Below are 22,059 nucleotides of genomic sequence, written 5' to 3' on the forward strand. Positions count from 1 at the left end.
AGTAGGACACGATCTGTCCTACTGGACCCCTACTTTCAACCCATGACCTCCACCACGAGCGCCCTTCAAGGGCGCGGGGCAGATACATGTGCGACTCCGTCGCGTGGGCGCGACAAGCCACACACAACCGCCGGTGACCCGACCACGGTTACCGAAACGGCGCTCACCACACCCCCCGACGCCGACCGACGGCGATGGTTCGCCCTGGCCATCGTCATGACGGCCGCCTTCATGGACCTCGTGGACGTCACGATCGTCAACATCGCGATCCCCTCCATCCGGCGAAGCGAACACGCCACATGGAGCCAGATCCAGTGGATCACCGCCGGCTACGCCCTCGCCTTCGCCGCGGGCCTCGTCACCGGCGGCCGGCTCGGCGACATCCACGGCCGCAGGCGGATCTTCCTCCTCGGCATCGGCGGCTTCACACTCACCTCCGCGCTGTGCGGCCTCGCCGCGAACCCGGAGATGCTGGTGGCGGCGAGGATCGCGCAGGGCGCGACCGCCGCGCTGATGGTGCCGCAGGTGCTCTCGATCGTGCACGCGACCTTCCCGGCACACGAACGTGGCAAGGTCTTCGGCCTGTTCGGGGCGATCGTGGGCCTCGGTGCGGTCTCCGGCCCACTGCTCGGCGCCCTGCTCATCGAGTGGAACCCACTCGGCCTGGAATGGCGGGCGATCTTCCTGATCAACCTCCCGGTCGGCGTCGCGGGCCTGATCCTGGGCCGCCGTTTCATCACCGAGTCCAAGGCCCCGCGCGCCCTGAAGCTGGACCTCGTGGGCGTCGCCCTCGTCACCGCCGGTTTGCTGATGCTGCTCTACCCGCTCACCCGGGGCCGGGAGTTGGGCTGGCCGCTGTGGGGGTACGTCTCGATGGCCGGCTCGCTGGCCGTGTTCGCGGCACTGGTGGCCTACGAGCGGCGCAAGGCCGCGCGCGACGGGTCCCCGCTCATCGAACTGTCGCTGTTCAAGGTGAAGAGCTTCGCGGCGGGCATCGCCGTACAGACGGTCTTCGGGATCGCCCTCGGCGTCTTCTTTCTCGTCTGGACGCTCTATCTCCAGACCGGCCTCGGCTGGAGCGTCCTGCGGGCCGGCCTCACCGGCATCCCGTTCTCCCTCGCCGTGTCCGTCGCGGCCGGCCTCTCGGTCCAGAAGCTCGTCCCGCGCTTCGGCCGCAAGGTCCTCCAGGCGGGCGCGCTGCTGATGGCGGCCGGGGTGCTGCTGTACCTGGCGGAGTCCGAACGGTACGGCCTCGCCATCACCTCCTGGCAGATGGCGCTCCCGCTGATCGTGATGGGCGCGGGCATGGGTCTCATCGTCGCCCCCCTGACCGACGCGATTCTCGGCGGAGTGCCGCGTGAGCACGCCGGGTCCGCGTCCGGGCTGATCAGCACGGTCCAGCAGATGGGCAACGCGCTGGGCCTCGGCCTGGTCGCCGTCGTCTTCTTCGGCGTCATGGACGACCATCTCGCTCCGGCCGCGACAGGCCCCGCCTTCGTGGACGCGTTCGAATACGCGCTCGGCTGGGTGGCAGCGGTCCTGTTCGCGATCTTCCTGCTGATGTTCGCCCTGCCGGGTCGAGCCGCCGTGGAGACCGACGCTCGCTGACCGGCGACGAGAGCGGGGCCAGGCACCCTCGGGGCGCGGGGCCCCGCTCTCGTCGCGCGCCCGATCATGTCCGTCCATGCCCGAGTCGCGCCCGAACCTGTTTGCTTTTCTGAGATCCGGGCGCAGTCTCCGAACATGTGTTGTGAATTGTGTCGAGCGGCTCCCGGGGCGAGATCCAGTACACGGGCGGTCGTCGACACAACTGTCGCCACACCCGGAGACGTCGGCTCTGACCGACGAATTCCGCTCGGCCATCGGGAGCCCCCGGACCGACAGCTCTACTATAGGAAGTGGGGCACACAAAAAACTGAATGGTTTCTGTACGCCAACCGTCTCCGAGGAGGAAGCCATAACCCAGACCATAAACCGTGAGCGGTCCCCGCAGGCGCAAGCCTGGATTGATTGCCAGTTGGCTAAAATGCCGAACTTTGGCGAGGAATTCCGCGCCGACATGCTAAGGTGCTGGGGACTTGTCGCCGAGAGATGAAAAGAAAAGCCCCGCACCTAGTTAGGTGCGGGGCCTGTAGTGGTGTCAGGCGTCCTGCCAAGCAACGTCCACGGTATCCGGGTCGAAGTGCCGCCCCCTGGGGGCTTTTTCCACAATGATCGCCTTAACCAGCTTCGTCAGTTCCAGTCGCTTACGGTCGGTTGTGAAACCCTTCCATTCCTTCAGAAGGTCCGGCGTCCGGCCTCTAAGGTCTGCGGCTTTCGTTGAAAGGGCTCGCACGTCGTAGTGGAGTTTACCCCGCTCGTCTTCCAATTCGGAGATCATGTCCATAGCTGCGCTGGCAGAAATCCGCTTAGGGGCGTCCGGTTTCCGTCGCAGCATCACCTCTTTGATCTCCTCGCCGATCTCCCGGAGGCGAGCCTCAGCCGCCGCAACGGCCTGCATTTCCTTGTCGCCCTTAGCGGCGGTCTTACCGGCAATGCGCTTTAGGGCCTCCAGGGCAAGGTCTTCGATGTGCTCCTCTAGTACCGCAGCGGAACGGGTGATCTTTCCGCAGCCGTTGTTAGTCGTAGGGCAACGGTAGAAGGGGGATCTAAAGCTAGAGTCGTCCTTACGCTTAATCGTGCGGGCCGAGGCCACCATGCGCGTTCCGCACGCGCCGCACCGCAGCAATCCGGAAAGCATATGCGTCCTGTGACCAGGGCGCGTACCCCCAGTGGCGCCGCTTGCTTTTGCCTCGTCCCTAACCTTTTCCAGGCGGTGAATAGCGCGCCAGTAAACATCCGGCGTAACGAGCGGTTCCCACTCACCCACAACGGGGCCGCCCTTGTCCTCATACAACAGAATGTCGGGGCCCCACGGGGTGGCCTTACCGCGTCGCTCATCCGTGGGGGCGTACGCACGGAAACCGGCGTTACGGGGATGCGTGAGCCTGAGCATGGCCGTCTTATAAAGCACCGGCTTACCGGTCGCTCCGGTAATACCGTTCTTAGTCCAATACCGGATAACCTCAGTAATGGTGGCTCCATCCGCCACCATCTCAATCCCCTTAGCGCGAAGGCCCGCGTACGGCTGAACTAGCTTCCCTTCCCGGTCCCATCCCCACGGGATACGGCCAACGTGGTCCTTTCCATCCCGCGCCTTGTGCCGGTTAGCGCTTGTCTTTCTGCGGCGAATGGCGGAGGCTTCCACGCCGCCCATAACGGCCTGCATGACAAACATGGCGCGGCCTTCAGCCGTGCTGAGGTCGGTTCCGCCCATGGCCGCCCTGCCGACCAACTTGGTATTGCGCTCATATATCTGGCAGACACGGGCAGCGTCATAAGCCTGCCGGGCTACACGGTCAGCGTGGTAAAAGACGAATCCGTCAATGATGCCGCTTTCAAGGTCCTTGATCAGTTGCTCAAGGTCTTTGCGCTTAACGTGGGGATTGGAGGCGGTGGTGTCGTTGTCGTCGTAGACCTTGACGATTTCCCCGCCCAGGTCTGCCGCCACGGGGCGGCAGTCCCTCAGTTGCCGAGTGACGCCCTCCCGCGACAGCTCCCCGGTCTCCGGGTCCTTGTCGTCGTCGGAGATCCGTAGATAAGCACCTAGCTGGTACACGTACCCCTCCCCCTCGGTCGGCTTGGCCGGGGATCATCGTACGTCCATCTATGCTGGTCAGGGTGCCATTTCGCGTCACTCGTTCCGTCCTCTCTCGTGTGATTTGCTTCGAAAGCACTTTGGTGGCCCGGTCAACAAGGTCGCGTACGCCTTCGCCACCGCGGGCATCGCCGTGCAGGACCCCAGCGACTCCGCGATGAAGATCATGGCGGCGGTCATGGCGGCCGGTATGGTCCCGCCGTTGGGCATGGCGCTCGCCACCGATCCGCAAGAAGCTGTTCACGACCACCGAGCGCGAGAACGGCAAGGCGGCCTGGGTGCTCGGTGCCTCGTTCATCTCCGAGGGCGCGATCCCGTTCGCTGCGGCCGACCCGCTGCGGGTGCTCCCGGCCTCCATGGCGGGCGGCGCGGTCACCGGCGCGCTGGCCATGGCCTTCGGCTCGACCCTGCGCGCCCCGCACGGCGGCATCTGGGTCACCCCGCTGATCGGCAAGCCGTTCCTCTACCTGCTGGCCGTCGCGGTCGGTACGGCGGTCACGGCCGGACTGGTCATCGTCCTGAAGAGCATGCGCAAGGCCGCGCCGGGCACGACGCCCGAGTCCGCTCCCGCGGCCGCCGAGGCGCGGACGACGGAACCCGTCGCGGCCTGAACCCCCGACCGTACGCCGGGCCGCGGGCCCTCTTCCACGGGAGGGGGCCCGCGGCCCAACGCGCTTGCGCCCCGTGCGCCCCTTTGGGCGCCTTTACAGCAAGTGTGACGTGTAAGCCGTACCTGCGAGATACGTCACGGTCCGGGCTCAAAGTCCTATCCGGTGGTGTCTACTGGACCGCATGCCTGAGTACGTGTCGATCCTTCAGCCGTTGGGCCCGGTCGCCCTCGCCCTCGCGGCGGTCATCTGGGTCGCCGTGCTCTTCCGCGTACTGCGCCGCGACCACGAGGTCCACCGCGGCCGCTTCGCCGGGCTGGCCCGCGGTGGCGGGCAGCGCCTGCGGGGCCTGCCTCATCAGCGCCGCAAGGGCCCGCACGTGGAGCAAGTGGAGCTGACTCCGGCGGAACAGGACGCCTTCGCGTTCCTGGCCCGCCAGTTCAGCGACGACCGCCTGGCCTGAGCCCTTCCCTCCAGAGGTCTGACCGAGGGCTCTGGCCGAGGGCTCTAGCCGAGCGTCCCCGCCCGCCGCTCCATCGCGTCCCGCGCCGCGTCCTCCGACGCGTACACCTCGCACATGTGGCGCCCGTCCGGTGTGGCCGTGTGCTCGACCTCCCACAGGGAGATCTCCTGCCCGTCCGCGAGCAGGAACGCGTGCTCGTAGAGCGAGAAGCTCAAGCCCGGCCGGCCGTGCCGCGCGGGACGGTGCGGGCGGCCGAAGGCCTGGGTGATCTCATGCGCGAACGCGGTCCGCAGCAGCAGCGTGGCGAGCTCGTCCCCGGGAGGGTCCGGGTTCTCCGCGCGCCGCAGCAGCCGACGGGCGTGGTCCGCCGAGTCGTCCAGTACGTACTCGTGGCGCGGCTCGGGGAAAGCCGCCAGCTCCACCATGACGGGCAGGTCGAAGTCGGGGGCGTCCGGCGGCAGCGGCAGGCGCGCGGTGGCGGCCCGCAGCTCCTCGTCGTCCGTGTACACCTCGTGCTGGGTGTCGCTGCCGGGCACCGTGTTGTGCACCAGCTCCCACAGGGTGACGGCGGAACCGTCGGCGAGCAGCCAGGTGTGCCGGTACGTCGCCCGGTGCAGCCCCGAACTGTAGTGCGCGGAGTGCAGCGAGCTGTCGTGCGCGAGGGCGCAGTCGAGCTGTCGTATCGTCTCGTCCGGCAGCTCGAAGGAGTTCAGGGCGCGGCCTAGGAGCCGCGCGAGGTGCTCCTCAGGAGACTCGGGCGACTCGGGTGGCTCGTACGCTGCCGTCTCGTACGGAACGCTCAAGGTTTCTCCCGGCGTTGCTGCATGTCACCTTGTGGGTGCATACCGTAGCCCCTCGGTCGGACATCATGTCCGGGAACCGAGAAAACGTGCGTCCATAAAACGGCCGGGCCGCGCGGTTGGTTCCCGCGCGGCCCGACGAACCCCCAGAACAGACGGGGTCAGACGGCGTCTCCCGCTGTCCACTCGCTCCACGACATGTTCCAGCCGTTGAGGCCGTTGTCCGGCGAGACCGTCTCGTCGGGGGAGTTCTTGACGATCACCACGTCGCCGATCAGCGAGTTGTCGAAGAACCACTTGCCGACCGTGTCGCCGTTCGCCCCCTGGGCGTCCGCGAGGCCGACGCAGCCGTGGCTGGTGCCCTGCTGCCCGAAGGGCGGGTTGGACCTGCTGTACCAGTAGTTGCCGTGGATGAAGGTGCCCGATCTCGTCAGCCGCATCGCGTTCGGCACGTCCGCTATGTCGTACTCACCGCCGAAGCCCACCGACGCCCCGTCCATCCGCGTCTGCCGGAACTTCTCCGAGATCACCATCTGACCGTTGTACGTCGGGTTCGCGGCGGAGCCCGCCGAGATCGGCACGGTCTTGAGCGTCTTCCCGTCCCGTTCGACCGTCATGGTCTGTGTGTTCGCGTCGACCGTGGAGACCTGCGAGCGCCCGACAGTGAAGGTGACGGTCTTGTCCTGCACGCCGTACAGGCCGTTCGCGCCCTCCACGCCGTCCAGGTCGAGCTTCATCGTGACCTTGGATCCGGCCTTCCAGTACTCCTCGGGCCGGAAGTCGAGGCGCTGCGCCCCGAACCAGTGCCCGACCACCTCCTGCCCGCTGCTCGACGTCACCTTGATGTGCGACTGCACGGTCTTCCGGTCCGTGATCGCCTTGTCGAAGGTGAACGACACCGGCATCCCGACCCCGACCGTGGTGCCGTTGTCCGGGGTGTACGTCCCGATGAAGCTGTTGTCCGTCGACACGGTCGTGAAGATGGAGTTGGCGGCCGACGTCTTCCCCGCGGTGCTCTTCGCGGTCGCGGAGATCCGGTACTTCGTGCCGCGCTCCAACTGGTCCTTCGGCTTCCAGGACCGGCCGTCCGCCGCTATCTCGCCCGCCACGACCGCGCCGCCCTCGGCGGCGGTCATCTCCACCCGGGTCAGCTTGCCGCCGCTGACCTTCACCCCGGTCGCGTTGATGGACGCGCCCGTCGAACCGTCCTTCGCCGAGATCGTGATCCGCGCCGCCGCCTCCCCGGCCGAAGTCCCCTTGCCATCACTCTTGTTGTCGGCCTGGGCGTCTCCGCCACAGCCCGTGAGGGTCAGCGCACCGACCACCAGCACGGCACAGGTCCCCAGTGCCCGCCGTACAGCAATCTTCGGCCTTGTCACGATCAGCTCCAGCTTCTTCGCTTCTACGTCATCCACGTGATCCGCTCCGGTACGTGGACAAAGAGCGAGCGGCGGCCGGGCGGGTTCCCGCTGATTCCCGCCTGACGGCATCACGTGACAGAACCGGGACACTCGCCCCCGGCGACACCTGCCGGAACGCTGGAACTACCGGGCCCTCAAACCTCCGTCATCCCCCGTCATCCCCAACATCTCCCTCATCCCTCTCCGTACAACTCCCCGTACGACGGCCACGCTCCACCAGGCCCGTCCACCGACTCGGCCGCCCGCACCGCCCGTACGATCGCCCGCGTCACCAAATCCGCTCCCGCCGCGAGGAGTTCGTTCAGGGCGAGGGGTCCGGCCTGGGGCGGCAGCGGCCGGGCGCCTGTCGCCAGGGTGAACACCGTGTCCCCGTCGTTGAGCAGATGCACGGGGCGTACGGCGCGGGCGATGCCGTCGTGCGCAGTGCCGGCCAGCTTCTGGGCCTGGGCGCGGGTCAGGACGGCGTCGGTGGCGACCACGGCCAGCGTGGTGTTCAGCGGGGGAGGAGAACTCTTCGCGGCGGCCTCGGCGACCCGGCGGCGCGCGATCTCGTGAACCTCCGGCGCCGGATACGCCGCACGCCCTTGGAACAACTCCCCGTACAGAACCCCCGTCTCCGGATCCGTCACCGATCCCGCCGCGTTGGCCACCACCAGCGCGGCCACCGTGATCCCCGAGTCCAGCACGGTGCTCGCTGTGCCGATGCCGCCTTTGAGCAGCCCGACCGTCGCCCCCGTACCGGCACCCACGCACCCCTCCGCCACCGGGGCACCGGGCCCGCTCGCGGCGGCCGCCTCGACCGCGGCCCGGCCGGTGGCCGCGTCCGGTCTGGCTCTGAAGTCCCCGCCCCGCCCCAGGTCGAAGACACAGGCGGTCGGCACGACCGGCACCACGTGCGCCGGGTCGGGCCCGACCCGTACACCGCGCCCCCGCTCCTCCAGCCAGGCCATCACTCCCGACGCGGAGTCCAGCCCGTACGCGCTGCCGCCGGTCAGGACCACCGCCTCGACCTTCTGCACCAGGTTGCGCGGGTCGAGCGCGTCCGTCTCCTTGGTGCCGGGCCCACCCCCGCGCACGTCCACGGCCGCGACCGCGCCGCCCTCCGGAGCCAGCACCACCGTGGTGCCGGTGAGCCAGCCCCCGCCGACCCGGGTGGCGTGGCCGACCCGCAGGCCGGGGACATCGGTCAGCGCGTCAACTGCCGTGGACGTCATGGGCGGGTCCCGTGCGTCTCGGGGGCCTCGTGGGTCTCATGGGCGTCGGGGGTGCTGTGGCCGCGGGCGGTGAGCACCACCCCGACGGCGACCGCCACGGTCGCCACGATGCCCGCGGCCAGGACCGCCCCGCGGCCCAGGAACGTGCACACGATCACGGCCAGCGTGGAGACGGGCAGCACGGTCTGCTGGGCCGTGCCCACCTTGTAGTGGCGGGCGTGCAGCGCCCACACGGAGAGGAGATACAGCGCCGTCGGCAGGGTCACCGCGGCGGACGCGGCCAGTGTGGAGATGTGCGCCTTGTGTACCGCCTGTTCCACCGCGACCTCCAGCCCGGCGCCGATCGCGGCCGCCGAGGCGAAGATCAGGTAGTGGCCGTAACCCCACAGGAAGCTCTCCTTGCTGGAGCGCAGATGACTGTGGATGGGAACGGTGAAGTAGACCCACCATGCCGAGAACACGATCAGCAGTCCGCCCACCGCGATCGGCAGCAGCTCGCCCAGCGCTTCGTTGTCGTCCACCGCCGACTTCACGGCGACCGTCGCCGCCAGGATCGTCTCGCCGAGCACGATGATGGTGAACAGGCCGTACCGCTCGGCGATGTGATGCGGATGCCAGGACGTCTGGAAGCCCTTCTCCGCGTACACCGGGACGCACAGTTCGGCGATCACCATCGCCAGGAACAGCCAGGGTCTGGCCGGCTCCGGCAGCACCAGCAGCCCCAGCCAGCCGACCTGGCACAGCGCCACACCGCCCGCGTACCGCAGCGCCGTTACCCGCTCGGCGCCCGTCGCGGTCCGTGCCGCCCGCAGCCACTGCGCTGTCATCGCCAGCCGCATGATCACGTAACCGAGGACGATCAGCAGCCAGTCATGGTCCTCGAAGGCCCGGGTGACCCCGGCGGCGAGCACCAGCACACCGGCGATCTGGAGGAGGGTCACGAGCCGGTAGAGCACGTCGTCGTTGTCGTACGCCGAGGCGAACCAGGTGAAGTTCATCCAGGCCCACCAGATCGCGAAGAAGACCATCGCGTAGTTCACGACGCCCTCGGCCGCGTGCCCCTCCGCGACGGCGTGCACCAGTTGGATGCCTGCCTGGGCGACGGCGACGACGAAGCACAGGTCGAAGAAGAGCTCCAGCGGTGAGGCGACCCGGTGTTCCTCCCCACGTCCCCGCGCGACCAGCCTGCGCACGGGCGCCCGGCCGACGGAAGGGGAGGCGGAAGCCGAGGACGAGGACGAGGCCGGGGAGCTGGCCGGGGCCGTGCCAGAGCCTGGGCGTGGTTCCGGAGCCGAGGAGTTCGAGGGCGTGGAACTGGACGTCATGGGGCCAAGCACACCAGAAAAGCGGGTGGAATTCCCGCTCGGGTGTTCACCAGTGCCCAGGTGGACCGAGGGAGTGCGCGGACGGGCCCGGTGAACGTGTGGGTGGGCCGGGGGAGGGGCTGCGGCGGGCCGCCGTTCGCGGTGGGGGCCGTACTCTGGAGGTATGAGTACCGCTCCCGTCCCCGAACCGCGTGACCCCAAGGCCGCGCTGGTCTTCGACGACCCGCTCAGTCGGCCGTCGTCCGACGACACGGACCACGGGTGGGGCGAACGAACCGGCGACGGCGGCGACAGCGCGGCCGACCTGAAGCGCTTCCTCGACGAGAAGCCGCCCCACCACATCTGACACCGCCGGCCGACGGCCTTGAGGCATCGGCACCGCTGACCGAAGACCCTGAGGGGTCGGCAACGCCGGCCAGGGGTCGGAGCTGCTACTCGCGGTCGTGGCCCGAGCCGCGCTGGGCCACCAGGGCGTCGCGGATCTCCTTGAGTACTTCCAGTTCGCTCACCTCGATGACTTCGTGCGTGCCCTCCTTCGCCTTCCGGCGGGCTTCCTGACGGGCCAGGTACTTGGCCATGGGGAGCACCATGAGGAAGTAGACGACGGCCGCGGTGATCACGAAGCTGAGCGTGGCGCCCAGCACCGAGCCCCACGCGATCTGGACACCGTTCGTCACCGTGCCGTCCGCGGCCGCCTTGCAGGGTTCCTTCACGCAGGTGGCATAACTGTCGAGGTTCTTGGTGCCGATCGCCCCCACCAGTGGGTTGATGATTCCCTTCACCACCGAGTTGACGATGTTGGTGAATGCCGCGCCGATGACCACGGCGACGGCCAGGTCGACGACGTTCCCCCGCGTCAGGAAAGCCTTGAAGCCCTCCCAGACGCTCGGCTTCTTCTTCTCGCTCACCACGAGGCCCCTCTGCGCTGATTGTGGAACAAATGACTCCGCAACCTACGTCAGGGCCGGGCCAGGGTGTCCAATTGGGTCCCCCCATCGTGGGACTTGACGGGTAGCGGCCGGCGTTCTGAGCGCCGGTGCCGGTGCCGGTGTCAGGGTTCGCGGTCACCACAGCGTCACCGCCAGGCGGGACGTGGCGCCCGCGCCGGCCAGCCGGGCAGCGGTGCGGCGGGGCACGGTCAGGACGACCAGGGCTCCGCTCTCTGTGGCGTCGGCGGTCGGAACCTTGGAGACGCGGGCGCCGCGGGCGACGACCCGTGCGGCACCGGCGCCCGTCGCGGACTCCTCGGCCGCGATCACGTCGACGCGGTCGCCGGGGCGCAGCAGCCGTACCGTCGCGCCGTCGGCGATCCGGACCGGCGCGGTCACCGTCTCGACGGTGGTGGGGCGCCCGGGGACCGGGTCGGCCACCGGGTGACCCCTGACCCGTTCGGCTTCCCGCGGCCCAGCCCCCGTCGCCAACAGGGCGGCGGCGGTAACCGCCAGGCCGGCGGCCAGGGCTCGCCTCCGGCAACGGGCGAGGCGGCGGAGCCGGTGTGCTCCGCCGCGTACCCGTAGCGGGGCGAAGTGAGGGACCTCGCAGGTGGGAGGGGCGTCGGTGCCGGGTGGACCGGCGGCCCAGGAGGGAAGGCGTACGGATGTGGGTGGGGACGAGTGCGGGGGAGTGAACGAGGGTGTGGACGTGGATGAGTACGAGGGCGAGAGCGCGGACGCGGACGACGGACGGGAGGGCGGACGGGACATAGGGGCACCACCTGCTGTGTGGGATCGGCTTGCGGTCCCACGATGAGGCTTCGCGGCGGAGCCCGCTGAAGCCTGTGGACTACCCACCGGCTGTGGAAAACCCCGCCACCCGAACGAGTAGTTCCGCTAGCTCCGCCCGGGCTGTCGCACCACTCCCGCCCCGGCTGTCGCACCACCCGCGCCCTGGGCATGCCGATGAGGCCGCGCCGTCACGGCAGTTCGAAGCCCGGGTCCATCCCGCCCAGTGCCTTTGTGCACAGGCACTCGCGGCTGTCGTTCGGCGGGAGGGCGGCGACCGCGTCGAAGAGGACCCCCCGCAGCCGGTCGACGTTCGCGGCGAAGACCTGGAGGACTTCCTCGTGGGAGACGCCCTCGCCGGTCTCGGCGCCGGCGTCGAGGTCGGTGACGAGGGTCAGGGAGGTGTAGCAGAGTTCGAGTTCGCGGGCGAGGACGGCCTCGGGGTGGCCGGTCATGCCGACGACGGACCAGCCCTGGGCCTGATGCCACAGGGACTCGGCGCGGGTGGAGAAACGGGGGCCCTCGATCACGACCAGGGTGCCGCCGTCCACCGGTTCCCACTCGCGCCCACGCGCCGCTTCGAGGGCGGCCTTGCGGCCGACGGGGCAGTAGGGGTCGGCGAGCGAGACGTGGACGACGTTGGGGATGGCCCCGCCGGGCAGCGGGAGGCCGTCGAAGTAGGTCTGGGTGCGGGACTTCGTGCGGTCCACCAGCTGGTCCGGAACGAGGAGGGTGCCTGGTCCGTGCTCCGGCCGCAGACCGCCCACCGCGCACGGGCCGAGCACCTGGCGCGCGCCGACGGAACGCAGGGCCCACAGGTTGGCCCGGTAGTTGATGCGGTGCGGCGGCAGGTGGTGGCCGCGGCCGTGGCGCGGGAGGAAGGCGACCCGGCGGCCCGCGATCTCACCGAGGAAGAGGGAGTCGCTGGGCGGTCCGTAAGGGGTGTCGACCTGTATCTCGGTCACGTCGTCGAGGAACGAGTAGAAACCCGACCCGCCGATGACGCCGATCTCTGCCAGGCCTGTCCCCGCCGCGCCGCCGTCTGCCGTGGCGGCTCCGCTTGCCGGCCCCGCCCCGTGCTCCCCGTGCTCCGTGTTCGCCATGCCCGCACCCTAACCGGGCCGGGAAACGCCGAAGACCCCGCCGTCGTCGTACGACGGCAGGGTCCCGGACGGAAGTGCTAGGCGGCCGAGGAACTGCTGGTGGAGGAGGAGCCCGAGGACGACGACTTCGACTCGGAGGACGACGAAGACGAAGAGGACTTCGTGTCGGAGGACGACTTCGCGTCCGACGAGGACTTCGCCGTCGCCGGGCTGCTGCTCGACGAGGAGCCGCGGCTGTCGTTCCGGTAGAAACCGGAGCCCTTGAAGACGATGCCGACCGCGGAGAACACCTTCTTGAGGCGGCCACTGCAGTTGGGGCACTCGGTCAGGGCGTCGTCGGTGAACTTCTGCACCGCTTCGAGGCCCTCACCGCATTCGGTGCACTGGTACTGGTACGTCGGCACTGGCTCTTCCTCCTGGCACTCTCACTCGATGAGTGCTAACGACAGTCCATACTGACCTATTCCCCGGGTATCAGTCCACTGTCACCGGCACTCGGTGACCGACGACACGCGCGACGGTGAGGCTCCGGGGCCTGCCCGCCAGCCGTGTACGCAGCGCGAACAGGGTCCCCAGGGCCAGTGCCGTACCGGCCGCAGGCACCAGGAATCCGGCGCCGGCCCACAGCTCGTCCTCCAACTGTCCGGCTGCCGTGACGGCGGCCGCCTGGCCGAGCGCGACCGCGCCGGTCAGCCAGGTGAAGGCCTCCGTGCGGGCGCCGGACGGGACCAGGGAGTCGACCAGCGTGTAGCCGGTGATCAGGGCGGGGGCGATGCACATGCCGACCAGCAGGCCGAGCGTGGCGAGAACGAGCACGGAGTCGGCCGTCCACAGGGCGGAGGCCACCAGGGCGAGGGCCGTGTAGCCGACGATCAGGCGCCGCTGGGGGGCGACCTTCCACGCGATCGCACCGCAGACGACGCCGGAGAGCATGTTGCCGGCGGCGAAGACGCCGTACAGGACGCCGTTCAGGCCGGGCTCGCCGATCGACTCGGAGAAGGCGGCGAGCGAGACCTGCATGCCGCCGAAGACGGAGCCGATGCCCAGGAAGGTGACGATCAGGACGCGCACCCCGGGGACGGACAGGGCGGAGACGTGCTCCACGCGCGCGTGTGCCACGGGGACGACCTTGGGCTGGGTGCCGCGCTGCGCGGCGAACAGCAGGCCGCCGATCAGGGTGAGACCGGCCTCGGTGAACAGGCCGGCGGCCGGGTGCACGGCGGTGCAGAGCGCGGTCGCGACCAGCGGGCCGAGCACGAAGGTCAGCTCGTCGGTGACGGACTCGAAGGCGGCGGCGGTGCTCGTCAGGGGCGAGTCCTGGAGCTTGACGCCCCAGCGGGCCCGCACCATGGGGCCGATCTGCGGCACCGAGGCTCCCGTCGGCACGGCGGCGACGAACAGCGCCCACAAGGGGGCGCCCGTCAGGGCCAGCGCCGTCAGGGAGAGGCCCGCCGCCGCGTGGACGAGGATGCCGGGGATCAGGACGGCCCGCTGACCGTGACGGTCGGCGAGACGGCCGCTGTAGGGGGCGAACACCGCCATGGAGACACCGGTGGCGGCGGCCACGGCGCCGGCCGCCCCGTACGAGCCGGTGGTGTGCTGGACCAGCAGCACGATGGAGATGGTCAGCATGGCGAACGGCTGGCGGGCCGCGAAGCCGGGCAGGAGGAACGTCCACGCGCCACGGGTGCGTAGCAGCTGCCCGTAGCCCGGGCGGGACGCCTTCGAGGTGTTCGAGGTGACCGTGGATGCCACGGCCGTGCCTTTCCGCCGCCTGGTAGCGCGCCCGTGCGGGGGCACCGAGAGCTGTCCTCTTGCGCTACTGCGGTAGATGCCGGGCCCACGGAAGAGGGGGCGTGACGGCCGCCATACGGTCGCGCCAGCTCTGCGTCAGGCAGAGTTGGTCCGATCAAGTGCGCCTTCATCGTACAGGGGGATCGATCGGTTCACCTGTGAAAGTGAGCACTATGGGCGGCCGCACCCCTGATTCCGGAAGGTGTGAACGGGAGGAAACCTGCGCTTAACGACGGGAGTCGCCGTTCCCGTTCCCCGTGCCCAGCCAGTCGGCCAGCTTGCCGCCCTGGCCGACGGCCCTGAGGCGGCGTTCGGCCTGGTCCCGGACGGGATCCGTGGCGACGACGAGCAGCTCGTCGCCGCGTCGCAGCACCGTGGTCGGCAGCGGCACGAAGGACGTGCCGCCGCGTACGACGAGGGTGACGGCGGCGCCCGCGGGAAGCCGGAGCTCGTTGACCTCGACGCCGTGCATACGTGACTTCTCGGGGATCGCGACGGACAGCAGATGGCCGCGCAGCCGCTCCAGGGGGGCCGATTCGATGCCGAGGTCGGCGGCCTCGTCGCCGGAGCCACGCAGGCGCAGCTTGCGGGCCAGCCAGGGCAGCGTCGGTCCCTGGACGAGGGTGTAGACGACGACCAGCACGAAGACGATGTTGAAGATCCGGCGGCTGCCCTCGACGCCGCTCACCATGGGGATCGTCGCCAGGATGATGGGCACCGCGCCGCGCAGCCCGGCCCATGACAGCAGTGTCTGCTCGCGCCACGGAACCCGGAACGGCGTGAGCGCGACGATGACGCTCAGCGGTCGCGCCACCATGGTCAGCACCAGGCCGATGACGAGCGCGGGCCAGATGTCGTCGGCCAGGTCGTGCGGGGTGACGAGCAGCCCGAGCAGGACGAACATGCCGATCTGGGCGATCCAGCCGACTCCCTCGGCGAAGCCACGCGTGGCCGGCCAGTGGGGCAGCTTGGCGTTGCCGAGGACCATGGAGGCCAGGTAGACGGCGAGGAAGCCGCTGCCGTGGGCCAGGGCGCCGGCCGCGTACGCGGCGACGGCGATGGCCATGACGGCGATCGGGTAGAGGCCGGAGGCGGGCAGCGCCACATGCCGCAGGCCCCAGGAACCCAGCCAGCCCACGGCGAGCCCGATGGCGGCGCCGATCGCCAGTTCCAGCCCTATCTCCCCGATCAGGGCGTACCAGTGCTCGACCGGACCGGCCATGGAGAGCGAGGCGACGAGGATGACCACCGGGGCGTCGTTGAAGCCGGACTCGGCCTCCAGGGTGCCCGTCACGCGCGCGGGGAGGGGGATCTTGCGCAGCACGGAGAAGACGGCCGCCGCGTCCGTGGAGGACACGACCGCGCCGATGATGAGTGACTGTCGCCACTCCAGCCCGATCAGATAGTGCGCACCCGCGGCCGTGACGCCGACGCTGACCGCGACTCCGACCAGCGCCAGTGAGCTGGCGGCCGGCAGGGCCGGCTTGATCTCCTTCCACTTCGTGCCGAGGCCGCCCTCCGCGAGGATCACGACGAGGGCCGCGTAGCCGATGACCTGGGTCAGTTCGGCGTTGTTGAAGTGGATGTCGCCGATGCCGTCCTGGCCCATGGCGATGCCGATGCCCAGGTAGACGAGCAGGCTGGGGAGCCCGCTGCGCGACGAGATCCGGACCGCGGCGACCGCGATCAACAGGACGAGCGAGCAGACGAGCAGGAGCTGGTTGAGGTCGTGGACAGTCAGAGGGCCGTACCTTTCTCGCCGAACCGCACGTGGTTTCCGAGTGGGGATGCCGAGCACTGGATGCGGGGCACACGCGCGTGTGGGCATGTGGAGCCGATCACGGAAACCGTGCGGTTGCGGTTACGTCAGTGCAAGTACTTCGTTACCTTACCTAACTCTTGACGATTTCTTGACGCTAGCGAGGGCAAGATCGAACAGCCGTCCGCGCCAGTTCCCGACTCCGCGTCAAGTCGCGTCGGGCCCTGCGCCTATGGTTGCTCCAGCGTTCAGTACAAAGCACAGCCCGACCTGCCGCTCGTGTTAGGACAGCAAGGACAGCGATGCCCACCGACAATCCCGCCTCCTCCGGCCAGCAGTCCGGCAAGTCCGGCAGGAAGAAGGGACGCAAAGTCCGTCTTCTCCTGATCGTCCTGGTCCTGGCCATCATCGGTGGCGTCGGCTACGGGGCGTTCTGGTCCGTCTCCACCGTGCGCGCCTCCTTCCCCCAGACCAAGGGTTCTATAACCCTGGACGGTCTGTCGGGACCGGTCGACGTCAAGCGCGACGACTACGGGATCCCGCAGATCTACGCCTCCTCCGACGAGGACCTGTTCATGGCGCAGGGCTATGTCCAGGCCCAGGACCGGTTCTACGAGATGGACGTGCGCCGCCACATGACGGCCGGCCGCCTCTCGGAGATGTTCGGGGAGGGCCAGGTCGAGAACGACGAGTTCCTGCGCACCCTCGGCTGGCACCGGATCGCCGAGGAGGAGTACAAGAAGACCCTCTCGGCCGAGACGAGGAAGTACCTCGACGCGTACGCCAAGGGGGTCAACGCCTACCTCGCGGGCAAGGACGGCGACGAGATCTCCCTGGAGTACGCGGCGCTCGGCTTCGCCAACGACTACAAGCCCGAGGAGTGGACCCCGGTCGACTCGGTCGCCTGGCTGAAGGCGATGGCGTGGGACCTGCGCGGCAACATGCAGGACGAGATCGACCGCGCCCTGATGACCAGCCGCCTCGACCCCAAGCAGATCGCCGACCTGTACCCGCGGTACCCGTACGACCGCAACAGGACGATAGTGCGGGAAGGCGAGTACGACGAGCTGACCAGGACCTGGTCGGACGGGTCCGGGTCGACGCAGGGCACCGGGCAGGGCACCGAAGGCTCCACGGAGGGCACGGGCGGCACCGGAACGGGCTTGGGCACCGCCGGGACCTCCACGGACTCCTCGGCCCTCCAGACCCAGCTGGGCGGCCTCTACAACGTCCTGGAGGACCTGCCCGAGGCCGTCGGTGTGAACGGCAACGGCATCGGCTCCAACTCCTGGGTCGTCTCCGGCGACCACACCATCACCGGCAAGCCGCTCCTCGCCAACGACCCGCACCTGTCGGCCACGCTGCCGTCGGTCTGGTACCAGATGGGCCTGCACTGCAAGGCCGTCTCCGCGAAGTGCCAGTACGACGTCTCCGGCTACACCTTCTCGGGCATGCCCGGCGTGGTCATAGGCCACAACGCCGACATCGCCTGGGGCATGACCAACTCCGGCGCCGACGTCACCGACCTCTACCTGGAGAAGCTCACCGGCGACGGCTACCAGTACGGAGCCAAGGTCCTGCCGTTCGACAGCCGTGAGGAGACCATCGAGGTCGCCGGCGGCACGTCCAAGAAGATCGTCGTCCGCACCACCGAGGACGGCAGTCCCCTGCTGTCCGACCGCAGCGACGAACTCGTCCAGGTCGGCAAGAAGGCCTCCGTCGACCAGGACGCCCCCGACCGCGGCGACGGCTACGGCATCGCCCTGCGCTGGACCGCGCTCGACCCCGGCACCTCCATGGACGCCGTCTTCGCCATGAACAGGGCCAAGGGCTGGGACGACTTCCGTGAGGCCGCCGCCCTCTTCGACGTCCCCTCGCAGAACCTGACCTACGCCGACACCGAGGGCAACATCGGCTACCAGCTGCCCGGCAAGATCCCCACCCGGGGCAAGGGCGACGGCTCGCTCCCCGCGCCGGGCTGGGACACCAAGTACCGCTGGACCGGCTACATCGACCAGGACGAACTGCCGTACGAGTACAACCCGGAGCGCGGCTACATCGTCACCGCGAACCAGGCCGTCGTCGACGACAAGTACCCGTACACGCTCACCACGGACTGGGGCTACGGCACGCGCGCGCAGCGGATCGCCAGCCTCATCGAGTCGAAGATCAAGGGTGGCGGCAAGATCTCCACCGACGACATGCGGCAGATGCAGATGGACAACAGCAGCGAGATCGCCAAGCTGCTGGTGCCGCTGCTGCTCAAGATCGACGTGAACGACAAGTACGTCCGCGACGCGCAGAAGCTCCTGGAGGGCTGGGACTACACCCAGGACGCCGACTCGGCCGCCGCCGCGTACTTCAACTCGGTCTGGCGCAACATCCTCAAACTGGCCTTCGGCAACAAGCTGCCCAAGGAGCTGCGGGTCGAGGGTCAGTGCCTGTCGGTCGAGCCGGTCGACGCCACCGGGCCCGCCGACGAGGACCAGCGGGTGCGCGAGTGCGGCAGGCGCGACGCGGACCAGGCGCAGCCGGACGGCGGCGACCGCTGGTTCGAGGTGGTCCGCCGGATCATCGACGACCAGGACAACGACTGGTGGTCCACGCCGAAGACGCGTACCCAGGACGCCGTCGACAACCGTGACGAGCTGTTCGCGCGGGCCATGCGGGACGCCCGTTGGGAGCTCACCGCCAAGCTCGGCAAGGACATCGACACCTGGAGCTGGGGCCGGCTGCACCGGCTGTTCCTGGAGAACCAGACCCTCGGCACCGAGGGCCCCGGTTTCCTCAAGTACATGCTCAACCGCGGCCCCTGGAAGCTCGGCGGCGGCGAGGGCACGGTCAACGCCACCGGCTGGAACGCGGCGGGCGGCTACGAGGTCGTCTGGGTGCCCTCGATGCGCATGGTGGTGAACCTCGGGGACCTCGACAAGTCCAAGTGGATCAACCTCACCGGCGCCTCCGGGCACGCCTACAACGCGCACTACACCGACCAGACCGACAAGTGGGTCAAGGGCGAGCTGCTGACGTGGTCGTTCTCGGACAAGGCGGTCGAGAGCGACACGAGCGACACGTTGCTGCTGAAACCGTGACGCCCGTCTGAACACGAAAGCGGCCTCCACACACGCGTGGAGGCCGCTTTCGTGTTCAGGTCACCGGAACCGTCGCACTCCCGACGGGGTCACCACCGCGTGCACCGGGCGGTCGTGCGGCTCCTCCGGGACCCGGTCCACGACCTCCGTGTCGTACAGGAGCACCACCAGGGCCGGGTCGGCGCCCGCGCGTTCCAGGCGGGCCAGGACGCGGTCGTACGAGCCGCCGCCCCGCCCCAGGCGCATCCCGCGCGCGTCGACCGCCAGGCCCGGCAGCAGGACGGCGTCGGCGGTGGTCACGGCCTCCGGGCCGAGCCGCTCGCCGGCGGGTTCCAGGAGTGTCATACGGCCGCCCCCGTGCCGCACGCGCGCGAGAGAGGCCTCTCCCTCATAGGCGCCCCAGTCGAGGTCGTTGTCGGCGAGCAGGACCGGCAGCAGGACGCGCACGCCCCGGGCGCGGAGTGCGTCCAGGAGCGCGAGGGTGCCCGGCTCACTCCCCATGGAGACGTACGCGGCGACCGTGCGCGCGTGCGCCAGTTCGGCCAGACCGAGGGCCCGGCCCGCAAGGGCGCCCGTCGTATTTCGGACGTCATCAGGCGTCAACCCGTTCCTCACCAGAAGGAGCTCTCGACGCAACATTCGCTTGGAAAGCTCCGCTTCAGGTCCCATCCGGCTCACAGGTTGCTCCAGTACTATTCGTAATCGGCTCATATGAGAGCGAATTCATCGGAGCCACAGATTCCCCACAAAGGTGCCGGATAAGGTTCGGCACATGAGTGAGGCGAACCCCAGGATCAGCAAGGCTGTCATCCCCGCGGCGGGTCTAGGGACCCGGTTCCTGCCGGCCACCAAATCGACGCCCAAGGAGATGCTGCCGGTCGTGGACAAGCCGGCGATCCAGTACGTGGTCGAAGAGGCCGCGTCGGCGGGTCTCGACGACGTCCTGATGATCACCGGCCGCAACAAGCGCCCCCTTGAGGACCACTTCGACCGCAACTACGAGCTGGAGTCCGCCCTCCAGAAGAAGGGCGACGCCCACCGGCTCGCCAAGGTCCAGGAGTCCAGCGACCTCGCGACCATGCACTACGTCCGCCAGGGCGACCCCAGGGGCCTCGGCCACGCCGTCCTGTGTGCCGCCCCGCACGTGGGCGACGAGCCCTTCGCGGTCCTCCTCGGCGACGACCTGATCGACCCCCGCGACCCGCTCCTGAAGCGCATGGTCGAGGTCCAGGAACAGAACGGCGGCAGCGTCATCGCCCTCATGGAGGTCGCCCCGGAGCAGATCCACCTCTACGGGTGCGCGGCCGTCGAGGCCACGGTGGACGGCGACGTCGTCAAGGTCACGGGCATGGTCGAGAAGCCGGACCCGGCCGACGCCCCGTCGAACTACGCGATCATCGGCCGCTACGTCCTCGCCCCGCAGATCTTCGACGTACTGCGCCGGACCGAGCCGGGCCGCGGCGGCGAGATCCAGCTCACCGACGCCCTCCAGCAGCTCGCCGCGGACGAGAAGGTCGGCGGTCCCGTGCACGGCGTCGTCTTCAAGGGCCGCCGCTATGACACCGGGGACCGTGGCGACTACCTGCGTGCCATTGTCAGACTCGCATGCGAACGTGAGGACCTGGGCCCGGACTTCCGGACCTGGCTTCGCAGTTACGTAGCCGAGGAGATGTAGCAACATTGAGCACCGCCGCGACCCGCACCACCGGACCGGGCCACCTCTGGTCGGTGACCGAGCACCTGGAGGACATCCTCGCCACCGTCCGCCCCCTGGAACCCATCGAGCTGCAACTCCTCGACGCCCAGGGGTGCGTCCTGGTCGAGGACGTCACGGTGCCGGTCTCGCTGCCGCCGTTCGACAACAGCTCGATGGACGGGTACGCGGTGCGCGTCGCGGATATCGCGGGCGCGAGCGAGGAGTTCCCGGCCGTGCTCACGGTGATCGGGGACGTGGCGGCGGGCCAGGCCGAACAGCCCCACGTGGGCCCCGGCGAGGCCGCCCGCATCATGACCGGTGCCCCGCTGCCGCCCGGCGCGGAGGCGGTCGTCCCGGTGGAGTGGACCGACGGCGGCCTCGGCGAGGGACCCGTCTCCGGGATGCGCGCCCGCAGCGCGAACCCCGAGGGCGCCACCGGCCAGGTCGCCGTGCACCGCTCCGCCGAGGCACGCGCGCACGTACGCGCCAGGGGCAGCGACGTGGAAGCCGGTGAACGCGCACTGGCCGCCGGGACGATCCTCGGCCCGCCCCAGCTCGGGCTGCTGGCCGCCGTCGGCCGCGCCTCGGTACGCGTACACCCGCGCCCGCGCGTGGTCGTGCTCTCCACCGGCAGCGAACTGATCCCGCCGGGCGAGACCCCGGCCACCGGCCAGATCTACGACTCCAACAGCTTCGCCCTCACCGCCGCCGCCCGGGACGCGGGCGCGATCGCCTACCGCGTCGGCGCCGTCGCCGACGACGCCGAGACCCTCCGCTCCACCATCGAGGACCAGCTGGTCCGCGCCGACCTGGTCGTCACCACCGGCGGGGTCAGCGTGGGCGCGTACGACGTCGTCAAGGAGGCCCTGGAGTCCGTCGGGGACGAGGACGAGGAGGGCGCCGGCATCGACTTCCGCAAGCTCGCCATGCAGCCCGGCAAGCCCCAGGGCTTCGGCACCATCGGCCCCGACCACACCCCGCTGCTCGCCCTCCCCGGCAACCCGGTGTCGTCGTACGTGTCCTTCGAGATCTTCGTCCGGCCCGCCATCCGCGCCCTGATGGGCCTGACCGACGTCCATCGGCCGACGACCAAGGCGACCCTCCGGGCACCCAAGGCGCTGACCTCGCCCGCCGGGCGCCGGCAGTACCTGCGCGGGACCTACGCCGACGGCGAGGTCGCCCCCGTGGGGGGCGCCGGATCACACCTCGTGGCGGCCCTCGCGCACGCCGACGCGCTGATCGTGATCCCCGAGGACACCGAGTCGGTAGAGCCCGGTACGGAGGTCGAGGTCGTCCTGCTCGGCTGAACCGTCGAGGGTGGCGTACCGTGTCGCGCACAACAGACCGCGCGCCGCACCGCGACGGG

18 protein-coding genes and 1 pseudogene are annotated in these 22,059 nt (G+C 69.5%); 7 read left to right on the forward strand and 12 right to left on the reverse strand.

The window, feature by feature from the left end; genetic code table 11:
- Positions 1-42: 42 nt before the first annotated feature.
- Entirely contained in the window at positions 43-1,608 is a 1,566-nt protein-coding gene (locus tag OG622_RS29190; RefSeq protein WP_371579595.1) for an MFS transporter, read from the forward strand.
- Positions 1,609-2,140: 532 nt separating this feature from the next.
- Here the strand turns inward: OG622_RS29190 and OG622_RS29195 are convergent.
- Positions 2,141-3,658 (reverse strand): recombinase family protein, encoded by a 1,518-nt coding sequence (locus tag OG622_RS29195; RefSeq protein ID WP_371579596.1) that lies wholly within the window; start codon positions 3,656-3,658, stop codon positions 2,141-2,143.
- A gap of 121 nt (positions 3,659-3,779) precedes the next feature.
- On the opposite strand from OG622_RS29195, the pseudogene OG622_RS29200 reads away from it, so the two are divergent.
- Positions 3,780-4,308, forward strand: a pseudogene (locus OG622_RS29200) (fructose-specific PTS transporter subunit EIIC); the annotation flags it as partial.
- A 181-nt stretch (positions 4,309-4,489) separates the two neighbouring features.
- Positions 4,490-4,768 (forward strand): hypothetical protein, encoded by a 279-nt coding sequence (locus OG622_RS29205; RefSeq protein ID WP_371579597.1) that lies wholly within the window; start codon positions 4,490-4,492, stop codon positions 4,766-4,768.
- Between the two features lie 44 nt (positions 4,769-4,812).
- On the opposite strand, the gene OG622_RS29210 is transcribed toward OG622_RS29205, so the two are convergent.
- From OG622_RS29210 to OG622_RS29225, 4 genes are all read right to left on the reverse strand, one after another.
- The gene (locus OG622_RS29210; protein ID WP_371579598.1) at positions 4,813-5,571 is read right to left on the reverse strand and encodes a DUF6227 family protein; all 759 of its coding nucleotides are present in this window, start codon (positions 5,569-5,571) and stop codon (positions 4,813-4,815) included.
- A 158-nt stretch (positions 5,572-5,729) separates the two neighbouring features.
- The gene (locus tag OG622_RS29215) at positions 5,730-6,947 is read right to left on the reverse strand and encodes an Ig-like domain-containing protein (RefSeq protein ID WP_371584254.1); all 1,218 of its coding nucleotides are present in this window, start codon (positions 6,945-6,947) and stop codon (positions 5,730-5,732) included.
- Between the two features lie 215 nt (positions 6,948-7,162).
- Complete coding sequence (locus tag OG622_RS29220) at positions 7,163-8,203, reverse strand: P1 family peptidase (protein ID WP_371579599.1); 1,041 nt, start codon at positions 8,201-8,203, stop codon at positions 7,163-7,165.
- Positions 8,200-9,528 (reverse strand): low temperature requirement protein A, encoded by a 1,329-nt coding sequence (locus OG622_RS29225; RefSeq protein WP_371579600.1) that lies wholly within the window; start codon positions 9,526-9,528, stop codon positions 8,200-8,202. Before OG622_RS29225 ends, OG622_RS29220 begins: the two co-directional genes overlap by 4 nt.
- Positions 9,529-9,691: 163 nt before the next feature.
- On the opposite strand from OG622_RS29225, the gene OG622_RS29230 reads away from it, so the two are divergent.
- Positions 9,692-9,874 (forward strand): hypothetical protein, encoded by a 183-nt coding sequence (locus tag OG622_RS29230; protein ID WP_371579601.1) that lies wholly within the window; start codon positions 9,692-9,694, stop codon positions 9,872-9,874.
- Between the two features lie 85 nt (positions 9,875-9,959).
- Here the strand turns inward: OG622_RS29230 and mscL are convergent, their stop codons facing one another.
- The 6 genes from mscL to OG622_RS29260 all read right to left on the reverse strand — a co-directional run bounded on the left by mscL (position 9,960) and on the right by OG622_RS29260 (position 15,836).
- Positions 9,960-10,436, reverse strand: a complete 477-nt coding sequence (mscL, locus tag OG622_RS29235; protein WP_371579602.1) for a large conductance mechanosensitive channel protein MscL — start codon at positions 10,434-10,436, stop codon at positions 9,960-9,962.
- 156 nt (positions 10,437-10,592) lie between these two features.
- Entirely contained in the window at positions 10,593-11,231 is a 639-nt protein-coding gene (locus OG622_RS29240; protein WP_371579603.1) for a hypothetical protein, read from the reverse strand.
- Between the two features lie 209 nt (positions 11,232-11,440).
- Positions 11,441-12,352 carry an S-methyl-5'-thioadenosine phosphorylase gene (locus tag OG622_RS29245; RefSeq protein ID WP_371579604.1) on the reverse strand — a complete coding sequence of 304 codons (912 nt, stop codon included), beginning with the start codon at positions 12,350-12,352 and terminating at the stop codon, positions 11,441-11,443.
- Positions 12,353-12,429: 77 nt separating this feature from the next.
- On the reverse strand, positions 12,430-12,756 hold the full coding sequence (locus OG622_RS29250) for an FmdB family zinc ribbon protein (protein ID WP_371579605.1): 327 nt from the start codon (positions 12,754-12,756) through the stop codon (positions 12,430-12,432).
- A 70-nt stretch (positions 12,757-12,826) separates the two neighbouring features.
- Positions 12,827-14,107, reverse strand: coding sequence for an MFS transporter (locus tag OG622_RS29255; protein ID WP_371579606.1), 1,281 nt, complete (start codon positions 14,105-14,107; stop codon positions 12,827-12,829).
- Between the two features lie 265 nt (positions 14,108-14,372).
- A complete protein-coding gene (locus OG622_RS29260; protein WP_371579607.1) occupies positions 14,373-15,836 on the reverse strand; it encodes a potassium/proton antiporter in 1,464 nt (487 codons plus the stop codon).
- Positions 15,837-16,207: 371 nt separating this feature from the next.
- Here OG622_RS29260 and OG622_RS29265 point away from each other — a divergent pair, with 371 nt between their 5' ends.
- Positions 16,208-18,997 (forward strand): penicillin acylase family protein, encoded by a 2,790-nt coding sequence (locus OG622_RS29265; RefSeq protein ID WP_371579608.1) that lies wholly within the window; start codon positions 16,208-16,210, stop codon positions 18,995-18,997.
- Between the two features lie 60 nt (positions 18,998-19,057).
- Here the strand turns inward: OG622_RS29265 and OG622_RS29270 are convergent, their stop codons facing one another.
- On the reverse strand, positions 19,058-19,636 hold the full coding sequence (locus OG622_RS29270; protein WP_371579609.1) for a 5-formyltetrahydrofolate cyclo-ligase: 579 nt from the start codon (positions 19,634-19,636) through the stop codon (positions 19,058-19,060).
- Between the two features lie 133 nt (positions 19,637-19,769).
- Between OG622_RS29270 and galU the strand changes: the two genes are divergently transcribed.
- A complete protein-coding gene (gene galU, locus OG622_RS29275; RefSeq protein WP_371579610.1) occupies positions 19,770-20,672 on the forward strand; it encodes a UTP--glucose-1-phosphate uridylyltransferase GalU in 903 nt (300 codons plus the stop codon).
- 5 nt (positions 20,673-20,677) lie between these two features.
- A complete protein-coding gene (glp, locus tag OG622_RS29280) occupies positions 20,678-22,000 on the forward strand; it encodes a gephyrin-like molybdotransferase Glp (protein ID WP_371579611.1) in 1,323 nt (440 codons plus the stop codon).
- Positions 22,001-22,059: the final 59 nt, after the last annotated feature.

Origin of the sequence: Streptomyces sp. NBC_01314 (assembly GCF_041435215.1) — a bacterium.
In the GTDB taxonomy this organism is placed as follows: domain Bacteria; phylum Actinomycetota; class Actinomycetes; order Streptomycetales; family Streptomycetaceae; genus Streptomyces.